The following is a 21626-nucleotide window of genomic DNA, read 5'->3' as shown; positions in this document are numbered from 1 at the left end:
CGCATGGTCCTGCTCCAACGCGTCCAGGTCACCCGTGAACTGCGGGATCGTGCACGGATTGATCGGTACGTGGTCGGTCACTTCTGACCCGCCCCGGGAAGGTCGACCTTCGGTTCCTTCAGCGCCTCGTTCTGGGCGTTCTGGGCCTGCTCGATGTTGCCCTGCACGTATGCCGTCGTGGCCTTCACGGCACCGTTGATCGAGGCCTCCGTACGGGCCCCTATGTAGCCGAGACGGTACTCGTGGGACTTCATGAGCTCACCCAGCGCGCCGGCGATCGGGCCCATGCCGCCGCCCTCACCGCCGGTGCCGCCGCCCGGAGTGACCGTGCCCGCGTGCTTCGCGGCCTCCGGCAGCTCCGTCTGGAGCGACTTGCCCGCCTTCTGGAAGCCCTCGGCGGCGGTGATCGTCTTGTTGATGACGCCCTGCACACCGGACGGTTTGATGTCCCAGTTCATGCCCTACCCCCGTGTCCCTCGTGTCCGTCCCGGCCGGCGTCAGCCGATGGCGTCGACCGCCGCCTTGGCCTTCTGCAGCGTGGCGTGCGCGGTCGCGTCGTTCTGCTCCAGCGTGCTGCGGACGAGGCGGATGATGTCGCGCACCTCGTTCGCCGCCTTGTGCCAGCGGGCTTCCTTGCCGTGGTATTCGTCCGAGACGCCGTCGGCGGTGAACTCGGCCATGGCCGCCTTCACCGCGGCCTCACGGTCGCCGAGCACCCGCTCCAGCTGGCCGATGATGCCGCCGAGTCCGCCCTGGACCTCGACGGAGGCCCCGATGTCGTACGAGGTGCGGTCCTGGTTCTGTCCCATGTCCTTCAGTCCCCCGGTGTCAGCGCGCGCCGAAGCGGGCGGCGTCGAAGTTGGCGGAGCCCATGTTCTGGTGGGCGTTGTCGCCCTGCTCCTGGGCACCGGTGTTGAACGAGGTGTCCATCCCGGCCTGACCGCCGAGGATGGCGCGCAGCGATCCGTTCAGCTCGGCGGTGATCGCGTCGGAGCGCCGCTTGAAGGAGTCGAAAGCGGTCCGGCCGACGCCGTTGAACTTGCCCTCCAGCGGGTCCGCCGCGGCGATCAGCAGCTTGATCAGCGTGCCGAGGTCGTCGCTGGAGCCGCTCGTGGCCTTGCCCAGCTCGGACAGCGTCGTGCTGCCCATGTCGAACTTCATTCACCCACCCCTGACGTGTTGTGCCGTCACTTGCGTTCCTGGCTGTCTACCTGTCTACCGAAGGGACGTTGCGAACACAAACACGGTTTCATCCCGCCTGGACGTCTGGCCGAAAATCGCCCCCGGCTGGTTTCCGTGCCCCCAGCACCTCCCGTACGTACGCGTCGCCAGAGTCCCACAGCCGGGCGGCCAGCGCCCTGCCGGCCGGGACCCGGCAGCGGGACACGGGGCCCGCGGCGTGCCGGAGGGCGCGGCCGGAGGGGGCGTTGCCGAGCAGCGGTGTGAGCAGTTCCACGGCCAGTTCCTCGTCGACCTGGGTCACCGCGCCCGCCAGGTCCACGAGTTGCGTCTCCACGTCGAAGTGGAAGCGCTCGCCGGCCCGCATCCGGGCGAGGCCCCGTTCGACGACGGTACGGATCCCGGGCAGGCAGTCCCGTACGGCCCGTGCGTCGAGGCAGTCGCCCAGCCGGTCGTCGAAGCCCTCGCGGTCGGCGAGGGCGACCAGGGCGCGGAGGGTCGCGGTGCGCAGCTCCGAGGTGCCCTTCTCACCGGCCAACTCGTCGCTGCCCGCGGCCGCTTCGCACAGGAGGCCGTAGCTGCGGTCCGCCGAGAACCAGCGGTCGGTGGACCAGCCGTACCAGGGGGTCGCGCGGGGGTCGGTGCCGGCGGCCCGGACGACCGCCTCGAACCCGGCGGGCTCCGCCCAGGACACCAGGGCGACCAGGGCCATGAGGCGTTCGCCGGCGGCCGCGCCGGGGTCGGCCAGCAGGGCGGTGAGGCCGGGGACGCGGTCGCGGTGGGCCGGATCGTCGTACCCGCCGTAGATCACGTCGTAGGGGTCGTCGGCGGGGGCGCCGTCGAAACCGGTCCCCAGCAGGCGCTCGTAGGCCGTCGTCATGTCAGGTCATCCATCGGTCGGGGCGGGCCGCCGCGCGGGAGGTGCGGGAGCGGACCGCCTGGTCGTGCAGCAGGCCGGAGGCCTCGTCGGCGGAGCGCAGCCGGGCCGTGACCGTCTTGTCCGCGCCGGTGTCCACGTGCAGGTCGGCCACCCCGCGGGCGCGCTCCCACGGGCCCTGTGAGCGGCGCACGCTCTGTACCTTCGCATGCGGAACGATCTCCGTACGCCGGCACAGGCGCCCGCGCCGGGCGGCGAAGACCTCGTCCGAGACGGCCAGGCCGTACCCCTTCCACCACACCGGCACCACCCAGCGCGCGCCGGTCCGCGGGGACGGGCTGAAGACCAGGCCGGCCGGGTCCGCGCCCGGCAGCACGCGGGCGATCAGGGCGTGGGCGGCGGCCCGGGTGGCCACCGGGACCAGCAGCTCGTTCCTGGAGCCCGCGACGGCCAGTTCCACCCGGACCCAGCCGAGCCGCCGCCACAGCAGCGGCTCCACGATCCGCACGGTCTGCACGCGGCCCGGCGGGACGGTCTCGTGGACCCGGTCCAGCAGCCCGTGGTCCAGGCGGAGCCCGTCGGGGGACTCGGCGACGGTCCAGTCGTACCCGGCGAGGAAACGGCCCAGGCTGGCGGTCCAGGCCGCGCCGAGCAGCGGCAGCAGGATGGCCGCGGCCGCCCAGGGGCTGCCGCTGAACCACCACACGGCCACCGGGGCGGTGAGCCCGCCGGCGAGCGCCGCCCACACGTCGAGGCTGAGCAGCAGGGAGGCCACCAGGTCCCGCACGGGCACCCGCAGCAGCTCCCGCGCCGGGGCCTGGCCGACGGCGACGGCCTCGGCGGGCGCGAAGCCGGCCGCCCGGGCGAGCAGCTCGGCGCGCAGGGCGACGGCGTGGCGTTCGTCGAGGAAGGCGAGCTCGTCCTTCTCCTCGGTGCCGATGACGTCGAGCCGGAGCTTGGCGACCCCCGCGATGCGGGCCGGCAGGGGGCGGGTGACATCGACGGCCTGGATGCGGTCGAGGCGGATGTGGGCGGTGCGGCGGAAGAGCAGTCCGGTGCGGATGCGGAGCTCGGTGTCGGTGACGGCGTAGTGGGTGAACCACCAGCTGAGGAAGCCGTACGTGCCGAAGACGAGGACCAGTGCGGCGACGGTGAGCAGCCGCAGGGCCGGGGTGAGGCCGGTGATCCACTCCTGGACGCGGTCGCCCTGCTGGAGGACGACGCCGGCGGTGGCGGCGATCGGGACCCAGGCGCGGCGCAGGGGGGTCAGGACGTGCAGCCGGCGCTCGCCGCCGCCGGACGGGGGGACGGGGGCCGCGGGGGGCGGTGCCGTGTCCGGGGGCGGCGGGGGCGTGGGGGTGTCCCCCGGCTGCGGGGGCGGCGGGTCGTGGCGCGGGGTGCTCGCGGGGTGCTCCGTCACAGGCCCGCCGACCTTGCTCCGCCCAGGGCCGTCAGGCGGTCGCGGAGGCGTTCCGCCTCCTCCGGGGCCAGTCCCGGGATCTTGGCGTCCGTCGCCGCGGCCGCCGTGTGCAGCTGGACGGAGGCCAGCCCGAAGCGGCGCTCCAGCGGCCCCGACGTCACCTCCACCAGCTGCATCCGCCCGTACGGGACCACCGTCTCCTCCCGCCACAGCACGCCCCGGCTGATCAGCAGGTCGTCCGCCCGCTCCGCGTACCGCCAGGACCGCCAGTTCCGCCCCACCAGCACCCACCCCCAGCCCAGGACACCGGGCCAGAACGCCGCGAAGGCCGCCCACCCCGGCCCGGCCGCCAGCCCCAGCGACACGCCGGTGGCCACCGTGAGGGGCACCGTCCAGACCACCAGCAGCAGCCGCCGGAGCCTGCGGAGCCCGCCCGGCAGGCCCACCCAGTCCGGCCGGCCCGTCTCACCCTTCGTCCCCGTCTCCATGGGCCCACCCTAGGACTGAGACAATGCGCCCATGACGGAGACCACGGTCGGCATCGGCGGTGCGGCGGAGAGCACCGACATGGTGCTCAACATCGGACCCCAGCACCCTTCCACCCACGGCGTGCTGCGCCTGCGGCTCGTCCTGGACGGCGAGCGCATCGCCAGCGCCGAACCGGTGGTCGGCTACATGCACCGGGGTGCCGAGAAGCTCTTCGAGGCGCGCGACTACCGCCAGATCGTGATGCTCGCGAACCGCCACGACTGGCTCTCCGCGTTCTCCAACGAGCTCGGCGTCGTCATGGCCGTCGAGCGGATGCTCGGCATGGAGGTCCCCGAGCGCGCGGTGTGGATGCGTACGCTCCTCGCCGAGCTGAACCGGGTGCTGAACCACCTGATGTTCCTCGGGTCGTACCCCCTCGAACTGGGCGGGATCACCCCGATCTTCCACGCGTTCCGCGAGCGCGAGGAGCTCCAGGCCGTCATGGAGGAGATCTCCGGCGGCCGCATGCACTACATGTTCAACCGCGTCGGCGGCCTCAAGGAGGACCTCCCCGCCGGCTGGCTCGGCCGGGCGCGCGCCGCCATCGCCGACGTCCGCACCCGCATGGACGTGTACGACAAGCTGGTCCACGGCAACGAGATCTTCCGCGGCCGTACCCGCGGCGTCGGCGTCCTGTCCGCCGAGGCGGTGCACGCGTACGGGGTCTCCGGCCCGATCGCGCGCGCCTCCGGCGTGGACTTCGACCTGCGCCGCGACGAGCCGTACCTGGCCTACGGGGACCTCCAGGACGTCCTCACGGTGGTCACCCGTACCGAGGGCGACTGCCTGGCCCGCTTCGAGGTGCTGCTCGACCAGACGCACAACGCCCTCGACCTGGCCGTGGCCTGCCTGGACCGGATGGCCGAGCTGCCGCCCGGCCCGGTCAACCAGCGGCTGCCGAAGGTGCTGAAGGCGCCCGAGGGGAGCACGTACGCCTGGACGGAGAACCCGCTCGGCATCAACGGCTACTACCTGGTGTCCAAGGGCGAGAAGACCCCGTACCGGCTGAAGCTGCGCAGCGCCTCCTTCAACAACATCCAGGCGCTGGCCGTGCTCCTGCCGGGGCAGCTGGTCGCGGACATGGTGTCGATCCTGGGCTCGCTCTTCTTCGTCGTCGGCGACATCGACAAGTAGCCGCGCCCTCCCGCCGCGGCCCCCGGCGCGCCCCGGACCTGACAGTCCGGTGCGAACCCGCCCGGGCCGGGGCGCGGCGGCGTCCTAGGGTCCCCCCATGACCACTGGCACCTACTCGGACTACCTGCGCCGGCTCGGCATCACCGCCCCGGGAACCCCCTCCGCGGAGGGGCTGTTCGCCCTCCAGCGCGCCCACGTGGAGCGCGTCTCCTACGACAACGTCGACATCCAGCTGGGCCGGCCGCCCGGCATCGACCCGGAGCTGTCGGCCCGCCGGATCGCCGCCGGATTCGGCGGCTACTGCTTCCACCTCAACGGCGGCTTCGCGGCGCTCCTGGAACACCTGGGCTACGACGTGACCCGCCACCTCGGCGGTGTCGAGGCGGACGCCTCCTCGCGCGCGGTCAACGGGCACCACCTGAGCCTGACCGTCCGCACCGGCGGGACCGCGTACTGGGTGGACGTGGGGCTCGGGGACGGCCCGCACGAGCCGCTGCCGCTGCGCGAGGGCGCGTGGGAGCAGGGCGGCTTCCGCTACGCACTGGAGCGGCTGGAGCCCCTGGAGGGCGAGGGGCCCGGCTGGAGCTACCTCACCCCCGACAGCCCCATGCCCCGGGTGAACTTCCGTGACGCGCCCGCGACGACCGCCGACTTCGAGGAGACGCACACCTGGCTGTCCACCTCGGCGGACTCCTCCTTCGTACGGACCCTCGCGCTGTTCCGGCGCGACGCCGACGGCGTGGACGTCCTGCGCGGGAGGGTCCTGAGCCGCGTCACCGCCGGGAAGCCGGTGCAGGAACGGGAACTGGCCGGGCCCCGGGAGTTCTTCGAGGCCGTGGCGGGCACCTTCGGGCGGAACACCGACGACCTGACGGCCGCCGACCGGGAGGCCCTGTGGGCGCGGGTGGACCGGGCGCACCGGGCGTGGCGGGCGTCCCGGGAGGCCGGGCCACACCGGGCCGAGGGGCCTGAGGGGGCGGCCGTGGCGGCCTCCTGACGGCTTCGGTGTCGGTGCGGCCGGGCACACTGGGGGCATGTCCCACTCACCCCGACGCGCCTGCCCCTCCTGCGGCCGCGACTGCGCCGTGACGGCCGGCCGGATCGCCCGCCACGACCCGCCGGCCGGTCGTGGACGCGGTGACATGGTGTCCTGCCCCGGCTCCCGGGCCCGTGTGGTGCTCGGCGCCTCCGCCCCGGTGCTGGACGGGTTCGTCCTCGGACCGCATCCGGGTCAGCTGCCGCTGTTCTGAGCCCGCCGGGCGCCCGCCCGGGTAGGGGGGCCCACCCGGGTACGGGGGCCGCACGGACTGAGTACGCGTACGGATGCCCGTGCCGGTCCGCCCGGACAGGATGGCGGCATGACCTGGACCCCCCGCCCCGCAGCCGTCGCCGCGCCCCCGTCCGCCGGGGCCGCCCGGATCCGCGTGCGCGCGCTGATCGCCGCCGTGCTGTTCGTGCCCGCGCTGGTGGTGGCGAAGATCCTGGTCCTGGCCACCGAGCAGGGCAGCCGCTGCCTGATGTACGGCGGCTGCGCGCCGTTCCCCGTCCTGCTGTTCCTGGCGCTGTCCGGTGCGGCGCTGGCGGCGACGGTGCTCGCGCTGGCCGGTCCGGAGCGGATGCGCCCGGGCGCGCTGACCGCGCAGCTCCTGCTGGAGCTGGTGGCGGTGGGGCTCGTCCCGGTTTTTCCCTGAGCCCGTTCCGGTGCCGTGCGTCTTTCCACAGGCTGTGGAGGAACCGCGCGTCCGGGCCGCGCCTAGGAGCTGCCCTCCGGCTCCTCTGACAGGGCGGCGCGGGCCGCCGTCCGCCAGGCCCCGGGCCCGTCCTGCGTCACCGAGGAGGCGTCGGCGTCCCCGGCCGCCACCCACTCCCGGTACTCGCGGCGGGCTTCGGTCAGGCTCAGCCGGCCGTTGGGGCCGCCCCATACCCGGTCGGCGTCGGCGTCGTCCTGGCCGTCGTCCTCCCAGCCGCACTCGCCGCAGATCTCGAACAACGCGCTCGACCCCAGCGTCGGCTGGAAGCAGCAGGGGCAGTCGAAGACCTCGCCCGGGCGCCCCTGGCGCCGCTCGCGCACTGACGACACCGCCTAGGAAATCGCCGTGCGGAGCCGGGCCACGTCGATGGGCTCGGTCTCGTCGTGGGCCGTCAGGTCGATGACCTGGCCCACCGCCCGCTGTTCGGGGGTGGCCGCCTTGAACTCCGGCTCGGCGTCGGTGCCCGCCGACTCCGCCTTGTGGACGGCGAGGGCCTCGGCTCCGACGACGTCGGCCAGGTCCTCGTTCTGCACGGACTCGATCGCGGCGCGGGCCTGCGCGGCGTTCTTGGTGCCGAAGAAGTCGAAGCCGCCCTCGACCCGGGAGGCGGAGCGGCGCTGGGCCGCGTACGGGGCCACGGGCGCCGCCGGCCGGCGGGCCGGGGCGGGGACCGCCGGTGCGGGGGCAGCCGGACGGGTGTGCGCGGCCGTTGCGGCGTACCGTTCCTGCGCCGTGCGCGCCAGCGCCGACATCGCGGCGTGCGCCCGGGCGTAGCCGACCGGGGTGGGCGCGCCGCTGCCGGTGCGCTCCTCGGACACCGCGGGCAGCTCCCTGGGGCCGGCCGCCGGGGCCCCGGCGGCCTCGAGGGCCAGCAGGCGGCGCTTCTCCAGGGCACTGGCGCGCTCGGTCTCGGCGGTCGCGTACCGGCGCAGCAGCGCGGCGTGCTCGCCGCGCAGGCCCGCCAGTTCGACCCGCTTGGCGCGCAGCTTCGCGTCGAGCCGGGCGCGCAGGAGGCGCGCCTCCTCCAGGTCGGATTCGAGCTCGGCTATCCGCTCGTCGGTCTTCCACTCGTCCTTGACGCGCTCGCGCGCCAGCTCGGCCACCCGGCGGCCGGCCGCCCGGTCCCAGGAGCGCATGAGGACGGCACCGCCCACGCCCGCGGCCGCCGTGAGGGCGACGAGCAGGCGCAGGGCGAGGGGTTCCGCGAGCAGCCAGGCCGCGCCGGCACTGGCGACGGAAACCCCGGCGACGGCCGTCGGCGTGAGAAGTCGGTGGAGGGGCTCGGGATTGCGGTGGCGTCCACGGGGCATGGCCTGAAATTTACAGGGCGTGGGCGGCGCGTGGGGTACCCGCCCGGCAATCCTTTCCCGGGCGGCCGCCCCACAATTGGCCATCAAGCGCCATCAAGCCGAACTACTGCTTCCGCAGCAGGCCCTTGGAGTCCAGATAGGCCTTCGCGGCGTCCGCCGGCTTGGCCCGTTCCGCGTCCACCTTGCGGTTCAGCTCGACGAGGTCGGCGGTCGTCAGCACCTTGGTCAGCCGGTCGAGGGCGGCCGCGACCTCCGGGGCCCCGGCGTCCTTGGCGTTGACGACCGGAAGCACGTTGTCGGCGTTCTGGAGCTTCTTGTCGTCCTCCAGCAGGACCAGGCCGTAGCCGTCGAGGGTGGCGTCGGTGGTGGTGGTCAGCACCAGCTGGGCCGCCCCGTCCTTGACGGCCTGCTTGGCCTGCGGGGTGCCGACGCCCTTGGGGTCGATACCGGAAACCGAGATGCCGTAGGTCTTTTCGAGCCCCGGTGCGCAGAAGGGCCGGACGGCGCATTCGTCACCCGCCGCGATCCGCACCTTCAGCCCCGACTTACCAAGATCGGAAAGCGTCTTCAGGTTGTTCTTCTGCGCGAATTCCCGGCTGACCGCGAAGGCGTTCTGGTCGACCGCCGCGCCCGCCGGCAGCGCCTTCAGCCCCAGCGGCGCCGCGAGCTTCTCCAGCGCCGCGACCGTCGCCGCCGCATCGCTGGAGGCGACCGGCTTGTCCTTGGGCGCGTCCGGTCCGTTCACCTTGGCGTTGAGGAACTCGGCGAGCGTGGCGGCGTACTCCGGGGCGACGTCGATCTCGCCCTTCTCCAGCGACGGCTCGTACAGCTCGCGGTTGTTGACGGTGGTGATCGAGGTGTCGTAACCGGCCGCCCTGAGCACCTGTGCGTACAGCTCGGCCAGCACGTTGGACTCGGTGAAGCCCGCCGCGCCGACCACCAGCCGGCCCTTGCCGCCCCCGGCCGGGCCGGAGGAGCCGCCGTCCTGGGACTTCTCCAGGCTCTCGCCCCCGCACGCGCCGAGCGATGCGGTCAGGGCCACCGCGGCCAGGGTCGCGCCGAGGATGCGCGTGGACTTGCTCATCATGCTCCTTGGGAATCAGGGGGAATCACAACACAGCGGGGACATCGGGCACCGGGGGCGGCCGGCGGGCGCGCCTCAGCGCGACGGGGCCCGCAGCAGCAGCCGGTCCGCGGCCACCAGCGCGCCCTCCACCAGCAGCGCCAGCAGGGCCACCAGCACCGCGCCCGCCACCACCTGCGGGGTGTTGTACGTGTTGAAGCCCGCGGTGATGATCCGGCCCAGACCGCCCTGGCCGACCATCGCCGCGATCGTGGCGGTGGCGATGACCTGCACGGCACCCGAACGCAGCCCGGTCATCACCAGATCGCGCGCGAGCGGCAGTTCCACCCGCAGGAACAGCTGGCGGCCGGACATGCCCATGCCCCGGGCCGCCTCGACCACCGCGCGGTCCACCTCGCGCATGCCGACGTACGCGTTGGTCAGCAGCGGGGGCACGGCGAACAGCACGAGCGCGGCGATGGTGGGCACGTAGCCCGCGCTGCGCAGCGGCGACACCATGAACAGGGCGAGCACCGCGAACACCGGCACGGCCCGTCCGGCGTTGGAGACGTTCACCGCAAGCGTGCCGCCCCTGCCGAGGTGGCCGAGCCACAGCCCGACCGGCAGGGCCACCGCGCAGGCGATGGCCAGGGCGATCCCGCTGACGTAGACGTGCTCGCCGAGCCGGTGCCACACCCCGTTCTCCCCGGCCCAGTTGGCCCCGTCCGCCAGCCAGTCCCAGGCCTGCGCCAGCACGCCCATGCCCTCAGACCCCCTCGGCCTGTGCGGAGCGCGCGGTACGCGACGTACGCGGGGTGCGCGTCCACGGGGTCAGCAGCCGCTGCACGCCGAGCAGCAGGAGATCCGCGACCAGCGCGAGCAGCACGCACAGCACCGAGGCGGTGAGCACCTGGGCCTTGAACGAGCTGTTCACGGCGGGGGCGATCAGGTTGCCCAGGCCGCCCTTGCCGACGATGGAGCCGACGGTGGTCAGCGCCACGGTCGAGACGGTGGCGATCCGCACCCCGGCCAGCAGCGCCGGCAGCGCCAGCGGGAGTTCGACCTGCCACAGCAGCCGGCCCGGGCCGTAGCCCATCCCGCGCGCGGCTTCCCGTACGTCGTCGGGGACGGCCTCCAGGCCGGCCAGGACGTTGCGGACCAGGATGGTCAGCGAGTACAGCACCAGGCCGGTCACCACGAGCGCCGCCGACAGCCCGAAGAAGGGAAGCAGCAGGGAGAACATGGCGAGCGAGGGGATCGTGTAGAGCAGCGTGGTCAGGCCCAGCACGGGCGCCGCCCAGCCGCGGCCGCGGCGGGCCAGCAGCGCCAGCGGCACGGACACGGCGACGCCGATGAACACCGACAGCGCGGTGATCCAGACGTGCTGGACGGTGGCGTCGGCGAGTTCCCCGGAACGGGAGCTGACGTACTCCCAGCAGATCCAGTCGTTCGCCACCAGGCAGCCCTGCCCGGCCATGCCGCTCACCCCCTTCCCCTCGCACACGCGTGCCGGAGACCGGCCTCGAGCGACCATAACCCCCGCTGCCCGCGTTGGCCGGAAACATTCGCACAGCCGCAACACTCCCCTGACGAACCCTTCGCCCATCCGGGCGGACGGGTGGGGGAGGATGAGGGGGTGATCCGATTCGAGCGAGTGACCAAGCGCTACCCGGACGGGACGACCGCCGTCGAGGACCTGTCCTTCGAGGTCGCGGAGGGCGAGCTGGTCACGCTGGTGGGCCCGTCCGGCTGCGGCAAGACGACCACGATGAAGATGGTCAACCGGCTGATCGAGCCGACATCGGGCCGGATCCTGCTGGGCGGCGAGGACATCGCGGCCGCCGATCCCGTCGAACTGCGCCGCCGGATCGGGTACGTCATCCAGCAGGTCGGGCTGTTCCCGCACAAGACCGTGCTGGAGAACACGGCGACGGTGCCGCAGCTCATCGGCACCCCGAAGACCAGGGCCCGCGCCCGCGCGGCCGAGCTGCTCGAACTTGTGGGCCTGGACCCGGCCGTGTACGGGAGCCGGTACCCGCACCAGCTGTCGGGCGGGCAGCGCCAGCGGGTCGGCGTGGCCCGCGCGCTCGCGGCGGACCCGCCGGTGCTGCTGATGGACGAACCGTTCGGCGCGGTGGACCCGGTGGTGCGCGAACGGCTGCAGAACGAGTTCCTGACGCTCCAGCGGACCGTCCGCAAGACGATCCTGCTCGTCACGCACGACCTGGAGGAGGCCGTCCGGCTCGGCGACCGGATCGCCGTCTACGGGGAGGGCACCATCGAGCAGTTCGCCCGCCCGGCCGCCGTGCTCGCCGCGCCGGCCACCGCGTACGTCGCCTCGTTCGTCGGCGCCGACCGCGGGCTCAAGCGGCTCGCGGTCACCCCGGTCGGCGCGGCCGACCTGACGGCCCCCGAAGGCCCGGCCCCCGCCGTGTCGGTGCCGCTGGGCGCCTCGTTGCGCGAGGCCCTCGCCGCCCTGCTCCAGGAGGACTCGGGCCGGATCGGGGTCACCGACCCCGGCTCCGGCGCGCTGGCCGGCGTACTGACCCCCGAAGGCGTCCACCGGGCGCTGCGCCGGGCCTCCCTCCAGGAGGCCTGACCGCCACCGCCACCCCGGCCATCGCACGGCGTGGCGAACGGCGAAGGGCCCGGCCGGAGCCGGGCCCTTCACCTGCTTCTGCTTCTCCTGCGAGCACGGGGCTCAGGCCTGCATGCGGCCGCTCAGCCACACCAGCATCGGCGGGATCTCGCGGCGCCACGTGTTGAAGTTGTGGCCCCCGCTGTCGAGGATGATCGAGGAGACCCGGTCCGGGCCCTTGACCAGCTTCAGGAACTTCCTGGTGTCGTTCAGGTTGTCCTCGCCCTTCTCGCTGGTCGTCACCAGGAAGGACGTACCGGTCGGCTTCTTGTCCCGCAGGCTCTCCAGCACGTCCGCGCGGGCCTTCAGCTTCTGGTCCCCGTGGAACAGGTCACCGGTCGTCGCGTCGTCGGCCGCCTTGTAGTACGCCGACAGGCCCACGGCCGCGCCGAAGGTCTGCGGGTGGTGCGCGGCGATCTTCAGCGCGCAGTAGCCGCCCGTGGAGTTCCCGATGAAGCCCATGTTCTGCGGCTTCTTGCCCACCCGGAAGGTGGACTGGATGGCCTGCGGCAGGTCCTGCGCGAAGAAGGTCTCCGTCTGCGGGCCACCGGGTATGTCCACGCACTCGGTGTCGCGCGGCGGCGCGATGGTCGGGCGCAGCATGACCAGGATCATCGGCTTCATCTTGCCCGCCTTGGCCTGCTTGAAGGCCGTCATCGGGTAGTTCAGCCCTTTGATCAGGTTCTCGGCGGTGCCCGGGTAGCCCGTCAGCACGATCGACGCGGGGAAGTTGCGGTCCTTGTGCTGCGGCTGGAAGTACTCCGGCGGCAGCCAGACGTAGCCGGGGCTCGTTATCCTCGACTTCTGCCCGGTTATGGCGACCTTCAGGATCTGACCGCCGACCTGGGGCTTGGCCCCGCCGGGGACGTCCAGCTTCTGCTTGTCGAGGACCTTGATGTCCTTGCTGCTCATCGAGTGGTCGACGACCTTGCCGATGGAGGTCTCCTGGCCGAACAGGTCGGCCCAGGAACCGTAGAAGAGGAACGACTTGTTGGCCGCCAGACCGACTGCCGAGAACAGCGCCAGCTGGGTCGCGAGCAACAGGCCGATCCTGCCGAGGACCGAGCGCACGCCGCGCCCCGAGAGCTTCGGCCAGGCCCAGACCGTGACCGCGAACAGGGCCACGCCCGCGATGATGGCCAGGACCAGAACCGTATTACTGGTGAGACCCATGAGCAGTCAGTCGACTTTCTGATGGCAGGACCGGATTTTTCCGACGGAAGAGTGAACCCGTTCCCCGTCGATGTCGTCCTAGTGGACGCACCACACTCCGGAGGCTGTCGCGGCCTTCGGCCACATGATCTCTCGCGGAGCAACGGGAAGCGATGTCTAGCAGGATAGATGGCGATAAGTCGGGACAGGTTCCGAGTACGGTCCGGCGAATCTTCCGCGGACCACGGCCGGAGTCGGTGCCCGGCCTCGTAGGTACGGCCGTCATGATCGTCGGCCTTCTGGACATCGCGGCGGGCGTCTTCCCGCGATTCCGCCACAGCCGGTTCCACGCGGTCACCGAGGTGCTGCCCGGCTCCCTGGGCCCCTTCGCCGCGGCCCTGTCCATCAGCGCGGGCGTGCTCATCCTCCTCCTCGCACACGGCCTCAAGCGCCGCAAGCGGCGGGCCTGGCGGGCCGCCGTCGTCCTGCTGCCCGCGGGCGCGGTGGCGCAGTTCGCGTACCGCCACTCCGTCATCGGCGTGGTCATCGCGGCCGTCCTCCTCGCGCTGCTGCTGCGCCACCAGAACGAGTTCAAGGCCCTGCCGGACCCGCGCAGCCGCTGGAAGGCCCTGGCCAACTTCGTCCTGATGAGCGCGGGCTCCATCGGCCTCGGCCTGGTCATCGTCAACGTGCACCCGGGCAAGGTCGTCGGCCGCCCCAGCCTGTACGAGCAGATCACCCACGTCGTCTACGGCCTCTTCGGCTTCGAGGGCCCCGTCGACTACGCCGGCCGGGTCTCCTGGACCGTCGGCTACTCCCTCGGCGCGCTCGGCATGCTGACCGCCGTCACCACGATCTACCTGGCCTTCCGCCCCGAGCACCCGGCCGCCCGGCTCACCTCCGACGACGAGGCGAAGCTGCGCGAGCTGCTCGCCAAGCACGGCGGCCGCGACTCCCTCGGCCACTTCGCGCTGCGCCGCGACAAGGCCGTCGTCTTCTCCCCCAGCGGCAAGGCCGCCGTCACCTACCGCGTCGTCTCCGGCGTGATGCTCGCCTCCGGCGACCCGGTCGGCGACGTCGAGGCCTGGCCCGGCGCCATAGAGCGGTTCATGGAGGAGGCCAAGGCCCACTCGTGGACCCCGGCCGTCGTGGGCTGCAGCGAGACCGGCGGCGAGGTCTGGACCCGCGAGACCGGCCTGGACGCCCTGGAGCTCGGCGACGAGGCCATCGTCGACGTCAAAGACTTCTCCCTGTCGGGCCGCCCGATGCGCAACGTCCGCCAGATGGTCAAGCGCATCGAGCGCAACGGCTACACCACCAAGGTCCGCCGGGTCAGCGAGCTGACCGAGGAGGAGCTGACGGCGGTACGCGGCGCCGCCGAGGCCTGGCGCGGCACCGACACCGAGCGCGGCTTCTCCATGGCCCTGGGCCGCGTCGGCGACCCGGGCGACGGCGACTGCATCATCGCCACCGCGCACCGCGTGGAGGAGGGCGACACCAGCCCCTTCGGCGACCTCAAGGCGATCCAGCACTTCGTGCCGTGGGGCGAGGACGGCATGTCGCTGGAGATGATGCGCCGCGACCGCGGTGCCGACCCGGGCATGAACGAGCTGCTGATCGTCGCCTCCCTGCAGCAGGCCCCCGGCCTGGGCATCGAGAAGGTCTCCCTGAACTTCGCGATGTTCCGCTCGGCCCTGGCCCGCGGCGAGAAGATCGGCGCCGGCCCGGTCCTGCGCGCCTGGCGGGGCCTGCTCGTCTTCCTCTCGCGCTGGTTCCAGATCGAGTCGCTGTACAAGTTCAACGAGAAGTTCCGCCCCCGCTGGGAGCCGCGCTTCATGGTCTTCCGCCACAACCGCGACCTGCCCCGCATCGGCTTCGCCGTGATGCAGGCCGAGGGCTTCGTGACGCTGGCCCTGCCGCGGCTGTTCGCCGGCCGCCGCCGCCCCAAGCCGGTCCGCACCTGCGCGCACACCCTGACGAAGGTCCCGTCCCAGCGGGAACGCGAGACCCAGGCGGCATAACACCACTCGCACGGCGGCCCCGCCGCCCCGGAATCCGCCCCCCGGGGCCCGTCGGCGTTCGAGCCGCGGGGGCCCGGCGGGGCCGGAAAACCCAGCCCCGCCGGCGTTTGAGGCGCGGGGGTCCGGGGGCGGAGCCCCCGGGGGGTCCGGGCGCAGCCCGGGGAACGGGCGAAGGGCGGGGCGGGGAGCAGCCCGCGCAGCGGCACCCACCCCGCCCGGCCAGGGCAGCGGCTCACCACCGAACCGCCCGGCCAGGGCAAGGGCTCTACCCTGGAGCCCATGAACACCAACCGCGGCCCGGCCCCCCGTGGCACCGTCACCGGGCTGCCCGACTGGGACCGCTGCGCGGTCATGGGCGTCGTCAACGTCACCCCGGACTCCTTCTCCGACGGCGGCCGGTGGTTCGACACCACCGCCGCGGTCAAGCGCGGCCTCGAGCTCGTCGCCCAGGGCGCCGACCTCGTCGACGTCGGCGGTGAGTCCACCCGCCCCGGCGCCTCCCGCGTCGACGCCGAGGAAGAGCTCCGCCGCGTCGTCCCCGTCGTCCGCGGCCTGGCCTCCGAGGGGGTCACCGTCTCCGTCGACACCATGCGCGCGACCGTCGCCGCCCGGGCCGTCGCGGCCGGCGCGACCCTCGTCAACGACGTCAGCGGCGGCCTCGCCGACCCCGGCATGATCCCGGCCGTCGCCGCCGCCGAGGTCCCCTTCGTGGTCATGCACTGGCGCGGCTTCAGCGACGGCATGAACCGCCTCGCCGTCTACGAGGACGTCCTCGCGGAGGTCACCGCCGAGCTCCGCACCCGCATCGACGCCGTCGTCGCCGGCGGCATCGCCCCCGAGCGGCTCGTCGTCGACCCCGGCCTCGGCTTCGCCAAGAACGCCGAGCACGACCTGGCCCTGGTCGCCCGCCTCCCCGAGCTGCGCGCCCTCGGCTTCCCGCTGCTGGTCGCCGCCTCGCGGAAGCGTTTCCTCGGCCGGGTCCTGGCGGGCGGCGCCGACGCCACCCCGCCGCCCGCCCGCGAGCGGGACGCCGCCACGGCCGCCGTCTCGGCCATCGCCGCCCACCAGGGCGCCTGGGCCGTACGGGTGCACGAGGTACGGGCGACGGCGGACGCGGTTCGGGTGGCCCGCGCCGTGGAAGGGGCTCTGTGATCCGCCGGACGACCGTCCGGGCGGGCCGGACGTACAGGGAAGGGGAACGGTGAGCCGTACCGACATCGAGGCCGTCGAAGAGGCCAACACGGCCTTCTACGGGGCCATGGAGCAGGGGGACTTCGACACGCTGTCGGCGCTCTGGCTCGAGGACGAGATCTCCTGCGTCCACCCCGGGTGGCCGGTGCTCTCGGGACGGGGCGAGGTGCTGCGTTCGTACGCGCTGATCATGTCGCACACCGAGTACATCCAGTTCTTCCTCACCGACACCAAGGTGGCCCTCATAGGCGACACCGCCCTGGTCACGTGTACCGAGAACATCCTCAGCGGGGGGCCCTCCCAGGAGGCCGGGGAGCTGGGTCCGCTCGTCGGCCAGCTGGTCGTCGCCACGAATGTGTTCCGACGCACACCGCAGGGGTGGCGGCTGTGGTCCCACCACGGTTCTCCCGTCCTGACGGACTCCGATGACGAGGAAGAAAAGGGCTCCGACTGACCCCAAGGGCGGGGCCCGGGGTTCGTCGCAGGTAAATTCGAAGGTGGACGACGCCGACCGCACTCGGCGTAGGCCCATGGCCCCGGGGAGCCCCGGGACCGGAAGCACCTACGAAAGCAGGAGTGATTCGCGTGGATCGTGTCGCGCTGCGCGGCCTCAAGGCTCGCGGGCACCACGGCGTCTTCCCCCGGGAACGCGAAGAAGGCCAGACCTTCATCGTCGACCTCGTGCTGCACCTGGACACCCGCCCCGCGGCGGCCGGGGACGACCTGGCCAAGACCGTGCACTACGGGGTCGTCGCCGAGGAGGTCGTGGACGTGGTCCAGGGCGAGCCCGTCGACCTGATCGAGACGCTCGCCGAGCGGATCGCCCAGCAGTGCCTCAAGCACGAGGCGGTGGCACAGGTGGAGGTCGTCGTCCACAAGCCGGACGCGCCCATCACCGTCCCCTTCGACGACGTCACCATCACGATCACCCGGAGCCGCGCATGAACAACGGACTGAACGCCCAGAGCGACCCCACGGTCCAGCCCGTGCCCGCCTCCGTCATGGAAGCGGTCGACGCGGCGGACGTCACCCTGTCCAACCCCAGGTGGGCCGTCGTCGCGCTCGGCGCGAACCTCGGCAACCGCCTGGACACCCTCCAGGGCGCCATCGACGCCCTCGGCGACACCCCGGGGCTGCGGGTCAAGGCCGTCTCCCCCGTCTACGAGACGGAGCCGTGGGGCGTCGAGCCCGGCTCGCAGCCCTCGTACCTCAACGCCGTCGTCGCGCTGAAGACCACCCTGCCGCCCTCCTCGCTGCTGGAGCGGGCCCACGCCATCGAGGAGGCCTTCGACCGGGTCCGCGAGGAGCGCTGGGGACCGCGCACGATCGACGTCGACATCGTGACGTACGCCGACGTGGTCTCCGACGACCCCGTCCTCACCCTCCCGCACCCCCGGGCGCACCTGCGGTCCTTCGTCCTGGCCCCCTGGCACGACATCGACGCCGAGGCGCAGCTGCCGGGCCGCGGGCCCGTCGCGGAGCTGCTGGGCACGATCGGCCTCACCGGGGTCACGGCGCGCCCCGACCTGGAACTCCGCCTGCCGGAGTAGCCGTTAGCTTGGGCGTACCAGTCACCGAGTGGGGATGTGCACGTGAAGCAACTGAGGCCGGCGGTCCTGGCGGGCATCTTCGTGATCGCCGGCGTGCTGTCCTGGGCGGGCGCCCGCCTGTGGAACGCGTACGGCACCCTGCCGGGCGTGCCGCTGGCCGCGCCGATCGTGCTGGCGGTGATCGCCGCCGTCCTGTTCGCGACGGCCCTGTCGATGCGGGCCCGCCTGAAGGCCCAGCGCGAGCGCCGGCCGGGGGCGAAGGGCGTGGAGCCGCTGATGGCGGCCCGGGCGGTGGTCTTCGGCCAGGCCAGCGCCCTGGTGGCGGCCCTCGTCTCCGGCATGTACGGCGGCGCCGGCGTCTTCCTGCTGACCGACGCCATGGACGTCCCCGCCCGCCGCGACCAGGCCTGGTACGCAGGCGGGTCGGTGCTCGCCGGGGCCGCCGTGATCGCCGCCGCCCTCTTCCTGGAGCACGTCCTGAAGCTCCCCGAGGACGACGACCCGGGCAAGGCCCCCGCCACGGCCTGAGCGGCCCGCGGCTCAGCCGTAGCGGTGTCCCAGCCATTCCCAGAGCCGGCGGCCCGGGCCGGGCCCGCGGTCCTCCCAGTCGCAGAACTGGAGGTCCGCGAGGACACCCTCGGAGGCGAACAGCGTCACCTCGCCGTCGTAGCCGCCGTCCGGGGCGATCAGCGACGCCCCGGCCACCGGGCCGAAGCGCCGGCCCGTCGGCGCCGCCGCCACGGCGTCCGTGTCCACGTTCAGGTAGACGCAGGGGCAGGCGCAGCCGCTGTCGCGCATCCGCGCGTGCGGGATCTGCGCCCGCAGGGCCCGGTGGAGGTCGGACGCGCCGTCGAGCAGCAGCTCCAGCGTGCGCCGGACGTCCTCGCCGAGCGGCTCCCAGACGATCGGGGCACCGGCCGGGTCCGGCACCGGCTCAGCGCGCCATGATGAGGCTCATGGCCTCGTTGCGGGTCGCGGGGTCGCGCAGCTGGCCGCGGACCGCCGAGGTGATCGTCTTCGCACCGGGCTTGCGGACCCCGCGCATGGTCATGCACATGTGCTCGCACTCGATGACGACGATGCAGCCGCGCGGGTCGAGGATCTCCATCAGGGAGTCGGCGATCTGCGTGGTCAGCCGCTCCTGGACCTGGGGACGGCGGGCGAAGACGTCGACCAGCCGGGCCAGCTTCGACAGACCGGTGATCTTGCCGTCGGTCGACGGGATGTACCCCACGTGCGCCACGCCGTGGAAGGGCACCAGGTGGTGCTCGCAGCTCGACATGACCTCGATGTCCTTCACCAGGACCATCTCGTCGTGGCCGAGGTCGAAGGTCGTCGTCAGGACCTCTTCCGGCTTCTGGTAGAGGCCGGCGAATATCTCCCTGTACGCCCGGGCCACGCGCGCCGGGGTCTCCAGCAGGCCTTCGCGGTCCGGGTCCTCGCCGACCGCGATCAGGAGCTCGCGGATCGCCGCCTCGGCGCGCTTCTCGTCGAACTCCCCGATCGTGCCCTCGCCACCGGTCAGGGTCACTGGGTCGGTCATCTCATCCTCGTTCCTGTGCGCACACGCGGCTTCGTACAAATGTGCCGCGCCCCCCAGGCTAGAACCTGGGGGGCGCGGCTTCCATTCCGGGTGGGTCAGGCTTCGGGGCGGTCCTCCGGAGCCACCTCGATGCCCTTCTCCGTGGAGACCGGCGCGGCCGCGGCCGTGCCGTTCGCGGAGTTCGTCAGCTGGAGCTCCTTGGGAGAGAGCACCGGCGGACGGGTGGAGGGGGTACGGCGGGCGGAACCGGTCCACGCCGGGCGGGCCGGGCGCTTCACGATCGTGGAGAAGATCTCGGCGATCTCCTCCTTGCCCAGCGTCTCCTTCTCCAGGAGCGCGAGGACGAGGTTGTCCAGGACGTCCCGGTTCTCGACCAGGATCTCCCAGGCCTCGTTGTGCGCGGTCTCGATGAGCTTCTTGACCTCTTCGTCGACCAGCGCCGCGACCTCTTCCGAGTAGTCCCGCGGGTGCGACATCTCGCGGCCCAGGAACGGCTCGGTGTTGTCCCCGCCGAACTTGATCGCGCCGAGGCGCTCGGTCATGCCGTACTGGGTGACCATCGCGCGGGCCGTCGCCGTGGCCTTCTCGATGTCGTTCGCCGCGCCCGTGGTGGGGTCGTGGAAGACCAGTTCCTCGGCCGCGCGCCCGCCCAGCATGTACGCGAGCTGGTCGAGCATCTCGTTGCGCGTGGTCGAGTACTTGTCCTCGTCGGGCAGGACCATGGTGTAGCCCAGGGCCCGGCCGCGGGACAGGATCGTGATCTTGTGGACCGGGTCGGAGTTCGGGGAGGCCGCCGCGACCAGGGCGTGTCCGCCCTCGTGGTACGCGGTGATCTTCTTCTCCCTGTCCGACATGATCCGGGTCCGCTTCTGCGGGCCCGCCACGACGCGGTCGATCGCCTCGTCCAGCATGTGGTTGTCGATCAGCTTCTTGTCCGAGCGGGCGGTCAGCAGGGCCGCCTCGTTCAGCACGTTGGAGAGATCGGCACCCGTGAAGCCGGGGGTGCGGCGGGCGACGGCCGAGAGGTCGACGTCCGGTGCGACCGGCTTGCCCTTCTGGTGGACCTTGAGGATCTCCAGACGGCCCTGCATGTCCGGGCGGTCGACCGCGATCTGGCGGTCGAAGCGGCCCGGGCGCAGCAGCGCCGGGTCGAGGATGTCCGGGCGGTTCGTGGCGGCGATCAGGATGACGCCGCCCTTCACGTCGAAGCCGTCCATCTCGACCAGCAGCTGGTTGAGGGTCTGCTCGCGCTCGTCGTGGCCGCCGCCGAGACCCGCACCGCGGTGCCGGCCGACGGCGTCGATCTCGTCGACGAAGACGATCGCCGGCGCGTTGGCCTTGGCCTGCTCGAACAGGTCGCGGACACGCGAGGCACCGACACCGACGAACATCTCGACGAAGTCGGAGCCGGAGATCGAGTAGAAGGGAACGCCGGCTTCGCCCGCGACGGCACGCGCGAGCAGGGTCTTGCCGGTGCCGGGCGGGCCGTAGAGCAGCACGCCCTTGGGGATCTTGGCACCGACGGCCTGGAACTTCGCCGGCTCCTGGAGGAACTCCTTGATCTCGTGGAGTTCCTCGACGGCCTCGTCCGAACCCGCGACGTCGGCGAACGTCGTCTTCGGGGTGTCCTTGGTGATGAGCTTCGCCTTGGACTTGCCGAAGTTCATGACCCGGGAGCCGCCGCCCTGCATCTGGTTCATCAGGAACAGGAAGACGACGACGATGAGGACGAAGGGCAGGAGCGAGAGCAGCACGCTCAGGAACGGGCTGGTCTTGTCCGGCGTGACGGAGTAGCCGTCCGGGATCTGACCGGCTTCGTACTTGGTCTGGAGGTTCTGGGCGAGCTGGACGCCCTGATCCCCGATGTAGTTGGCCTGGAACTTGGTGCCGCTGTTGTTGCCGAGCTTCTGGCCCTTCTTCAGCTCGATCTTGATCATCTGGCTGTCACCGGTGGTCAGCTTGGCGCTGTCCACCTGGCCACTGTTGATCGCCTTGATGACCTCGCTGGTCTCCACCGACTTGTAGCCGCCGCCGGAGCCGACGACGTTCATCAACACGACCACGGCGAGGACGGCCAGCACGATCCACATGACCGGCCCACGGAAGTATCGCTTCACGTCCATCCATACGGGGCGCCAGGCACCCCGTCCCTCCTGCCCGTAGGTAAATGCTGCTGTGAGTAAAGACTGTTCTTCGGAATGTACCCCTGAATTGTCACCCGCGGCCTCGTGGGACGGCTGACAGACCCGCCTTCCCAAGCTCCAACGTC

The 21626-nt window shown here is 72.4% G+C and carries 26 protein-coding genes; 11 read left to right on the top strand and 15 right to left on the bottom strand.

Annotation, left to right across the window (positions count from 1 at the left end):
* Window positions 1–77: 77 nt before the first annotated feature.
* The 6 genes from ACZ501_RS21305 to ACZ501_RS21280 form a co-directional block, all read right to left on the bottom strand.
* Window positions 78–458, bottom strand: coding sequence for a DUF6507 family protein (locus ACZ501_RS21305; RefSeq protein ID WP_361600350.1), 381 nt, complete (start codon window positions 456–458; stop codon window positions 78–80).
* Window positions 459–497: 39 nt separating this feature from the next.
* Complete coding sequence (locus ACZ501_RS21300) at window positions 498–809, bottom strand: pore-forming ESAT-6 family protein (RefSeq protein ID WP_361600353.1); 312 nt, start codon at window positions 807–809, stop codon at window positions 498–500.
* Between the two features lie 19 nt (window positions 810–828).
* On the bottom strand, window positions 829–1161 hold the full coding sequence (locus ACZ501_RS21295; RefSeq protein WP_361600356.1) for a hypothetical protein: 333 nt from the start codon (window positions 1159–1161) through the stop codon (window positions 829–831).
* A gap of 88 nt (window positions 1162–1249) precedes the next feature.
* Window positions 1250–2059 (bottom strand): hypothetical protein, encoded by an 810-nt coding sequence (locus ACZ501_RS21290; protein WP_468797296.1) that lies wholly within the window; start codon window positions 2057–2059, stop codon window positions 1250–1252.
* A 1-nt stretch (window position 2060) separates the two neighbouring features.
* Window positions 2061–3476: a PH domain-containing protein gene (locus ACZ501_RS21285; protein ID WP_468797294.1), complete on the bottom strand. Its 1416-nt coding sequence runs from the start codon at window positions 3474–3476 to the stop codon at window positions 2061–2063.
* Complete coding sequence (locus ACZ501_RS21280) at window positions 3473–3964, bottom strand: PH domain-containing protein (protein ID WP_361600365.1); 492 nt, start codon at window positions 3962–3964, stop codon at window positions 3473–3475. Before ACZ501_RS21280 ends, ACZ501_RS21285 begins: the two co-directional genes overlap by 4 nt.
* A 31-nt stretch (window positions 3965–3995) precedes the next feature.
* Between ACZ501_RS21280 and ACZ501_RS21275 the strand changes: the two genes are divergently transcribed.
* The 4 genes from ACZ501_RS21275 (at window position 3996) to ACZ501_RS21260 (ending at window position 6829) form a co-directional block, all read left to right on the top strand.
* Window positions 3996–5138 (top strand): NADH-quinone oxidoreductase subunit D, encoded by a 1143-nt coding sequence (locus tag ACZ501_RS21275; RefSeq protein WP_361600368.1) that lies wholly within the window; start codon window positions 3996–3998, stop codon window positions 5136–5138.
* A 97-nt stretch (window positions 5139–5235) separates the two neighbouring features.
* Entirely contained in the window at window positions 5236–6135 is a 900-nt protein-coding gene (locus ACZ501_RS21270; protein WP_468797292.1) for an arylamine N-acetyltransferase family protein, read from the top strand.
* 37 nt (window positions 6136–6172) lie between these two features.
* Entirely contained in the window at window positions 6173–6388 is a 216-nt protein-coding gene (locus ACZ501_RS21265; protein WP_361600374.1) for a hypothetical protein, read from the top strand.
* Window positions 6389–6496: 108 nt separating this feature from the next.
* Window positions 6497–6829, top strand: coding sequence for a hypothetical protein (locus ACZ501_RS21260; protein WP_468797290.1), 333 nt, complete (start codon window positions 6497–6499; stop codon window positions 6827–6829).
* Between the two features lie 62 nt (window positions 6830–6891).
* On the opposite strand, the gene ACZ501_RS21255 is transcribed toward ACZ501_RS21260, so the two are convergent.
* The 5 genes from ACZ501_RS21255 to ACZ501_RS21235 form a co-directional block, all read right to left on the bottom strand.
* Window positions 6892–7209, bottom strand: coding sequence for a CPCC family cysteine-rich protein (locus tag ACZ501_RS21255; protein ID WP_468797288.1), 318 nt, complete (start codon window positions 7207–7209; stop codon window positions 6892–6894).
* A 12-nt stretch (window positions 7210–7221) separates the two neighbouring features.
* Window positions 7222–8199 carry a coiled-coil domain-containing protein gene (locus ACZ501_RS21250; RefSeq protein ID WP_361600383.1) on the bottom strand — a complete coding sequence of 326 codons (978 nt, stop codon included), beginning with the start codon at window positions 8197–8199 and terminating at the stop codon, window positions 7222–7224.
* A 103-nt stretch (window positions 8200–8302) separates the two neighbouring features.
* Window positions 8303–9283, bottom strand: coding sequence for an ABC transporter substrate-binding protein (locus tag ACZ501_RS21245; protein WP_468797286.1), 981 nt, complete (start codon window positions 9281–9283; stop codon window positions 8303–8305).
* 75 nt (window positions 9284–9358) lie between these two features.
* Window positions 9359–10024 (bottom strand): ABC transporter permease, encoded by a 666-nt coding sequence (locus tag ACZ501_RS21240; RefSeq protein ID WP_362460152.1) that lies wholly within the window; start codon window positions 10022–10024, stop codon window positions 9359–9361.
* A gap of 4 nt (window positions 10025–10028) precedes the next feature.
* Window positions 10029–10739: an ABC transporter permease gene (locus ACZ501_RS21235; protein ID WP_361600410.1), complete on the bottom strand. Its 711-nt coding sequence runs from the start codon at window positions 10737–10739 to the stop codon at window positions 10029–10031.
* A gap of 159 nt (window positions 10740–10898) precedes the next feature.
* On the opposite strand from ACZ501_RS21235, the gene ACZ501_RS21230 reads away from it, so the two are divergent.
* Window positions 10899–11861, top strand: coding sequence for an ABC transporter ATP-binding protein (locus ACZ501_RS21230; RefSeq protein ID WP_468797284.1), 963 nt, complete (start codon window positions 10899–10901; stop codon window positions 11859–11861).
* A 102-nt stretch (window positions 11862–11963) separates the two neighbouring features.
* Here ACZ501_RS21230 and ACZ501_RS21225 read toward each other — a convergent pair whose 3' ends face one another.
* The gene (locus ACZ501_RS21225; protein WP_361600395.1) at window positions 11964–13073 is read right to left on the bottom strand and encodes an alpha/beta hydrolase; all 1110 of its coding nucleotides are present in this window, start codon (window positions 13071–13073) and stop codon (window positions 11964–11966) included.
* 152 nt (window positions 13074–13225) lie between these two features.
* Between ACZ501_RS21225 and ACZ501_RS21220 the strand changes: the two genes are divergently transcribed.
* From ACZ501_RS21220 to ACZ501_RS21195, 6 genes are all read left to right on the top strand, one after another.
* Window positions 13226–15073 carry a phosphatidylglycerol lysyltransferase domain-containing protein gene (locus ACZ501_RS21220; RefSeq protein ID WP_361600398.1) on the top strand — a complete coding sequence of 616 codons (1848 nt, stop codon included), beginning with the start codon at window positions 13226–13228 and terminating at the stop codon, window positions 15071–15073.
* 279 nt (window positions 15074–15352) lie between these two features.
* Complete coding sequence (gene folP / locus ACZ501_RS21215) at window positions 15353–16225, top strand: dihydropteroate synthase (RefSeq protein WP_361600847.1); 873 nt, start codon at window positions 15353–15355, stop codon at window positions 16223–16225.
* A 49-nt stretch (window positions 16226–16274) separates the two neighbouring features.
* Window positions 16275–16718, top strand: coding sequence for a nuclear transport factor 2 family protein (locus tag ACZ501_RS21210; RefSeq protein ID WP_468797282.1), 444 nt, complete (start codon window positions 16275–16277; stop codon window positions 16716–16718).
* Between the two features lie 131 nt (window positions 16719–16849).
* Window positions 16850–17209: a dihydroneopterin aldolase gene (gene folB / locus ACZ501_RS21205; RefSeq protein WP_030010912.1), complete on the top strand. Its 360-nt coding sequence runs from the start codon at window positions 16850–16852 to the stop codon at window positions 17207–17209.
* Window positions 17206–17814 carry a 2-amino-4-hydroxy-6-hydroxymethyldihydropteridine diphosphokinase gene (gene folK / locus ACZ501_RS21200; RefSeq protein WP_362460144.1) on the top strand — a complete coding sequence of 203 codons (609 nt, stop codon included), beginning with the start codon at window positions 17206–17208 and terminating at the stop codon, window positions 17812–17814. The genes folB and folK overlap by 4 nt, the downstream gene beginning before the upstream one ends.
* 42 nt (window positions 17815–17856) lie before the next feature.
* Window positions 17857–18342, top strand: a complete 486-nt coding sequence (locus ACZ501_RS21195) for a DUF3180 domain-containing protein (protein WP_361600834.1) — start codon at window positions 17857–17859, stop codon at window positions 18340–18342.
* Window positions 18343–18354: 12 nt separating this feature from the next.
* On the opposite strand, the gene ACZ501_RS21190 is transcribed toward ACZ501_RS21195, so the two are convergent.
* From ACZ501_RS21190 to ftsH, 3 genes are all read right to left on the bottom strand, one after another.
* Window positions 18355–18744, bottom strand: a complete 390-nt coding sequence (locus ACZ501_RS21190) for a hypothetical protein (RefSeq protein ID WP_468797280.1) — start codon at window positions 18742–18744, stop codon at window positions 18355–18357.
* 4 nt (window positions 18745–18748) lie between these two features.
* On the bottom strand, window positions 18749–19357 hold the full coding sequence (folE, locus tag ACZ501_RS21185; RefSeq protein WP_361600828.1) for a GTP cyclohydrolase I FolE: 609 nt from the start codon (window positions 19355–19357) through the stop codon (window positions 18749–18751).
* Between the two features lie 95 nt (window positions 19358–19452).
* Window positions 19453–21480, bottom strand: coding sequence for an ATP-dependent zinc metalloprotease FtsH (ftsH, locus tag ACZ501_RS21180; protein ID WP_361600825.1), 2028 nt, complete (start codon window positions 21478–21480; stop codon window positions 19453–19455).
* Window positions 21481–21626 lie beyond the last annotated feature (146 nt).

The sequence above is a fragment of the Streptomyces sp. NPDC034085 genome, assembly GCF_055575555.1.
This window is presented reverse-complemented; position numbering and strand designations above follow the sequence as displayed.

Excerpts from the sequence above, each read along its gene's own strand:
- ACZ501_RS21305 (WP_361600350.1), bottom strand. The coding sequence starts at position 458 with ATGAACTGGGACATCAAACCGTCCGGTGTGCAGGGCGTCATCAACAAG.
- ACZ501_RS21300 (WP_361600353.1), bottom strand. The coding sequence starts at position 809 with ATGGGACAGAACCAGGACCGCACCTCGTACGACATCGGGGCCTCCGTC.
- ACZ501_RS21295 (WP_361600356.1), bottom strand. The coding sequence starts at position 1,161 with ATGAAGTTCGACATGGGCAGCACGACGCTGTCCGAGCTGGGCAAGGCC.
- ACZ501_RS21290 (WP_468797296.1), bottom strand. The coding sequence starts at position 2,059 with ATGACGACGGCCTACGAGCGCCTGCTGGGGACCGGTTTCGACGGCGCC.
- ACZ501_RS21280 (WP_361600365.1), bottom strand. The coding sequence starts at position 3,964 with ATGGAGACGGGGACGAAGGGTGAGACGGGCCGGCCGGACTGGGTGGGC.
- ACZ501_RS21275 (WP_361600368.1), top strand. The coding sequence starts at position 3,996 with ATGACGGAGACCACGGTCGGCATCGGCGGTGCGGCGGAGAGCACCGAC.
- ACZ501_RS21270 (WP_468797292.1), top strand. The coding sequence starts at position 5,236 with ATGACCACTGGCACCTACTCGGACTACCTGCGCCGGCTCGGCATCACC.
- ACZ501_RS21265 (WP_361600374.1), top strand. The coding sequence starts at position 6,173 with ATGTCCCACTCACCCCGACGCGCCTGCCCCTCCTGCGGCCGCGACTGC.
- ACZ501_RS21260 (WP_468797290.1), top strand. The coding sequence starts at position 6,497 with ATGACCTGGACCCCCCGCCCCGCAGCCGTCGCCGCGCCCCCGTCCGCC.
- ACZ501_RS21250 (WP_361600383.1), bottom strand. The coding sequence starts at position 8,199 with ATGCCCCGTGGACGCCACCGCAATCCCGAGCCCCTCCACCGACTTCTC.
- ACZ501_RS21245 (WP_468797286.1), bottom strand. The coding sequence starts at position 9,283 with ATGAGCAAGTCCACGCGCATCCTCGGCGCGACCCTGGCCGCGGTGGCC.
- ACZ501_RS21240 (WP_362460152.1), bottom strand. The coding sequence starts at position 10,024 with ATGGGCGTGCTGGCGCAGGCCTGGGACTGGCTGGCGGACGGGGCCAAC.
- ACZ501_RS21235 (WP_361600410.1), bottom strand. The coding sequence starts at position 10,739 with ATGGCCGGGCAGGGCTGCCTGGTGGCGAACGACTGGATCTGCTGGGAG.
- ACZ501_RS21225 (WP_361600395.1), bottom strand. The coding sequence starts at position 13,073 with ATGGGTCTCACCAGTAATACGGTTCTGGTCCTGGCCATCATCGCGGGC.
- ACZ501_RS21220 (WP_361600398.1), top strand. The coding sequence starts at position 13,226 with ATGTCTAGCAGGATAGATGGCGATAAGTCGGGACAGGTTCCGAGTACG.
- folP (WP_361600847.1), top strand. The coding sequence starts at position 15,353 with ATGAACACCAACCGCGGCCCGGCCCCCCGTGGCACCGTCACCGGGCTG.
- folK (WP_362460144.1), top strand. The coding sequence starts at position 17,206 with ATGAACAACGGACTGAACGCCCAGAGCGACCCCACGGTCCAGCCCGTG.
- folE (WP_361600828.1), bottom strand. The coding sequence starts at position 19,357 with ATGACCGACCCAGTGACCCTGACCGGTGGCGAGGGCACGATCGGGGAG.
- ftsH (WP_361600825.1), bottom strand. The coding sequence starts at position 21,480 with ATGGACGTGAAGCGATACTTCCGTGGGCCGGTCATGTGGATCGTGCTG.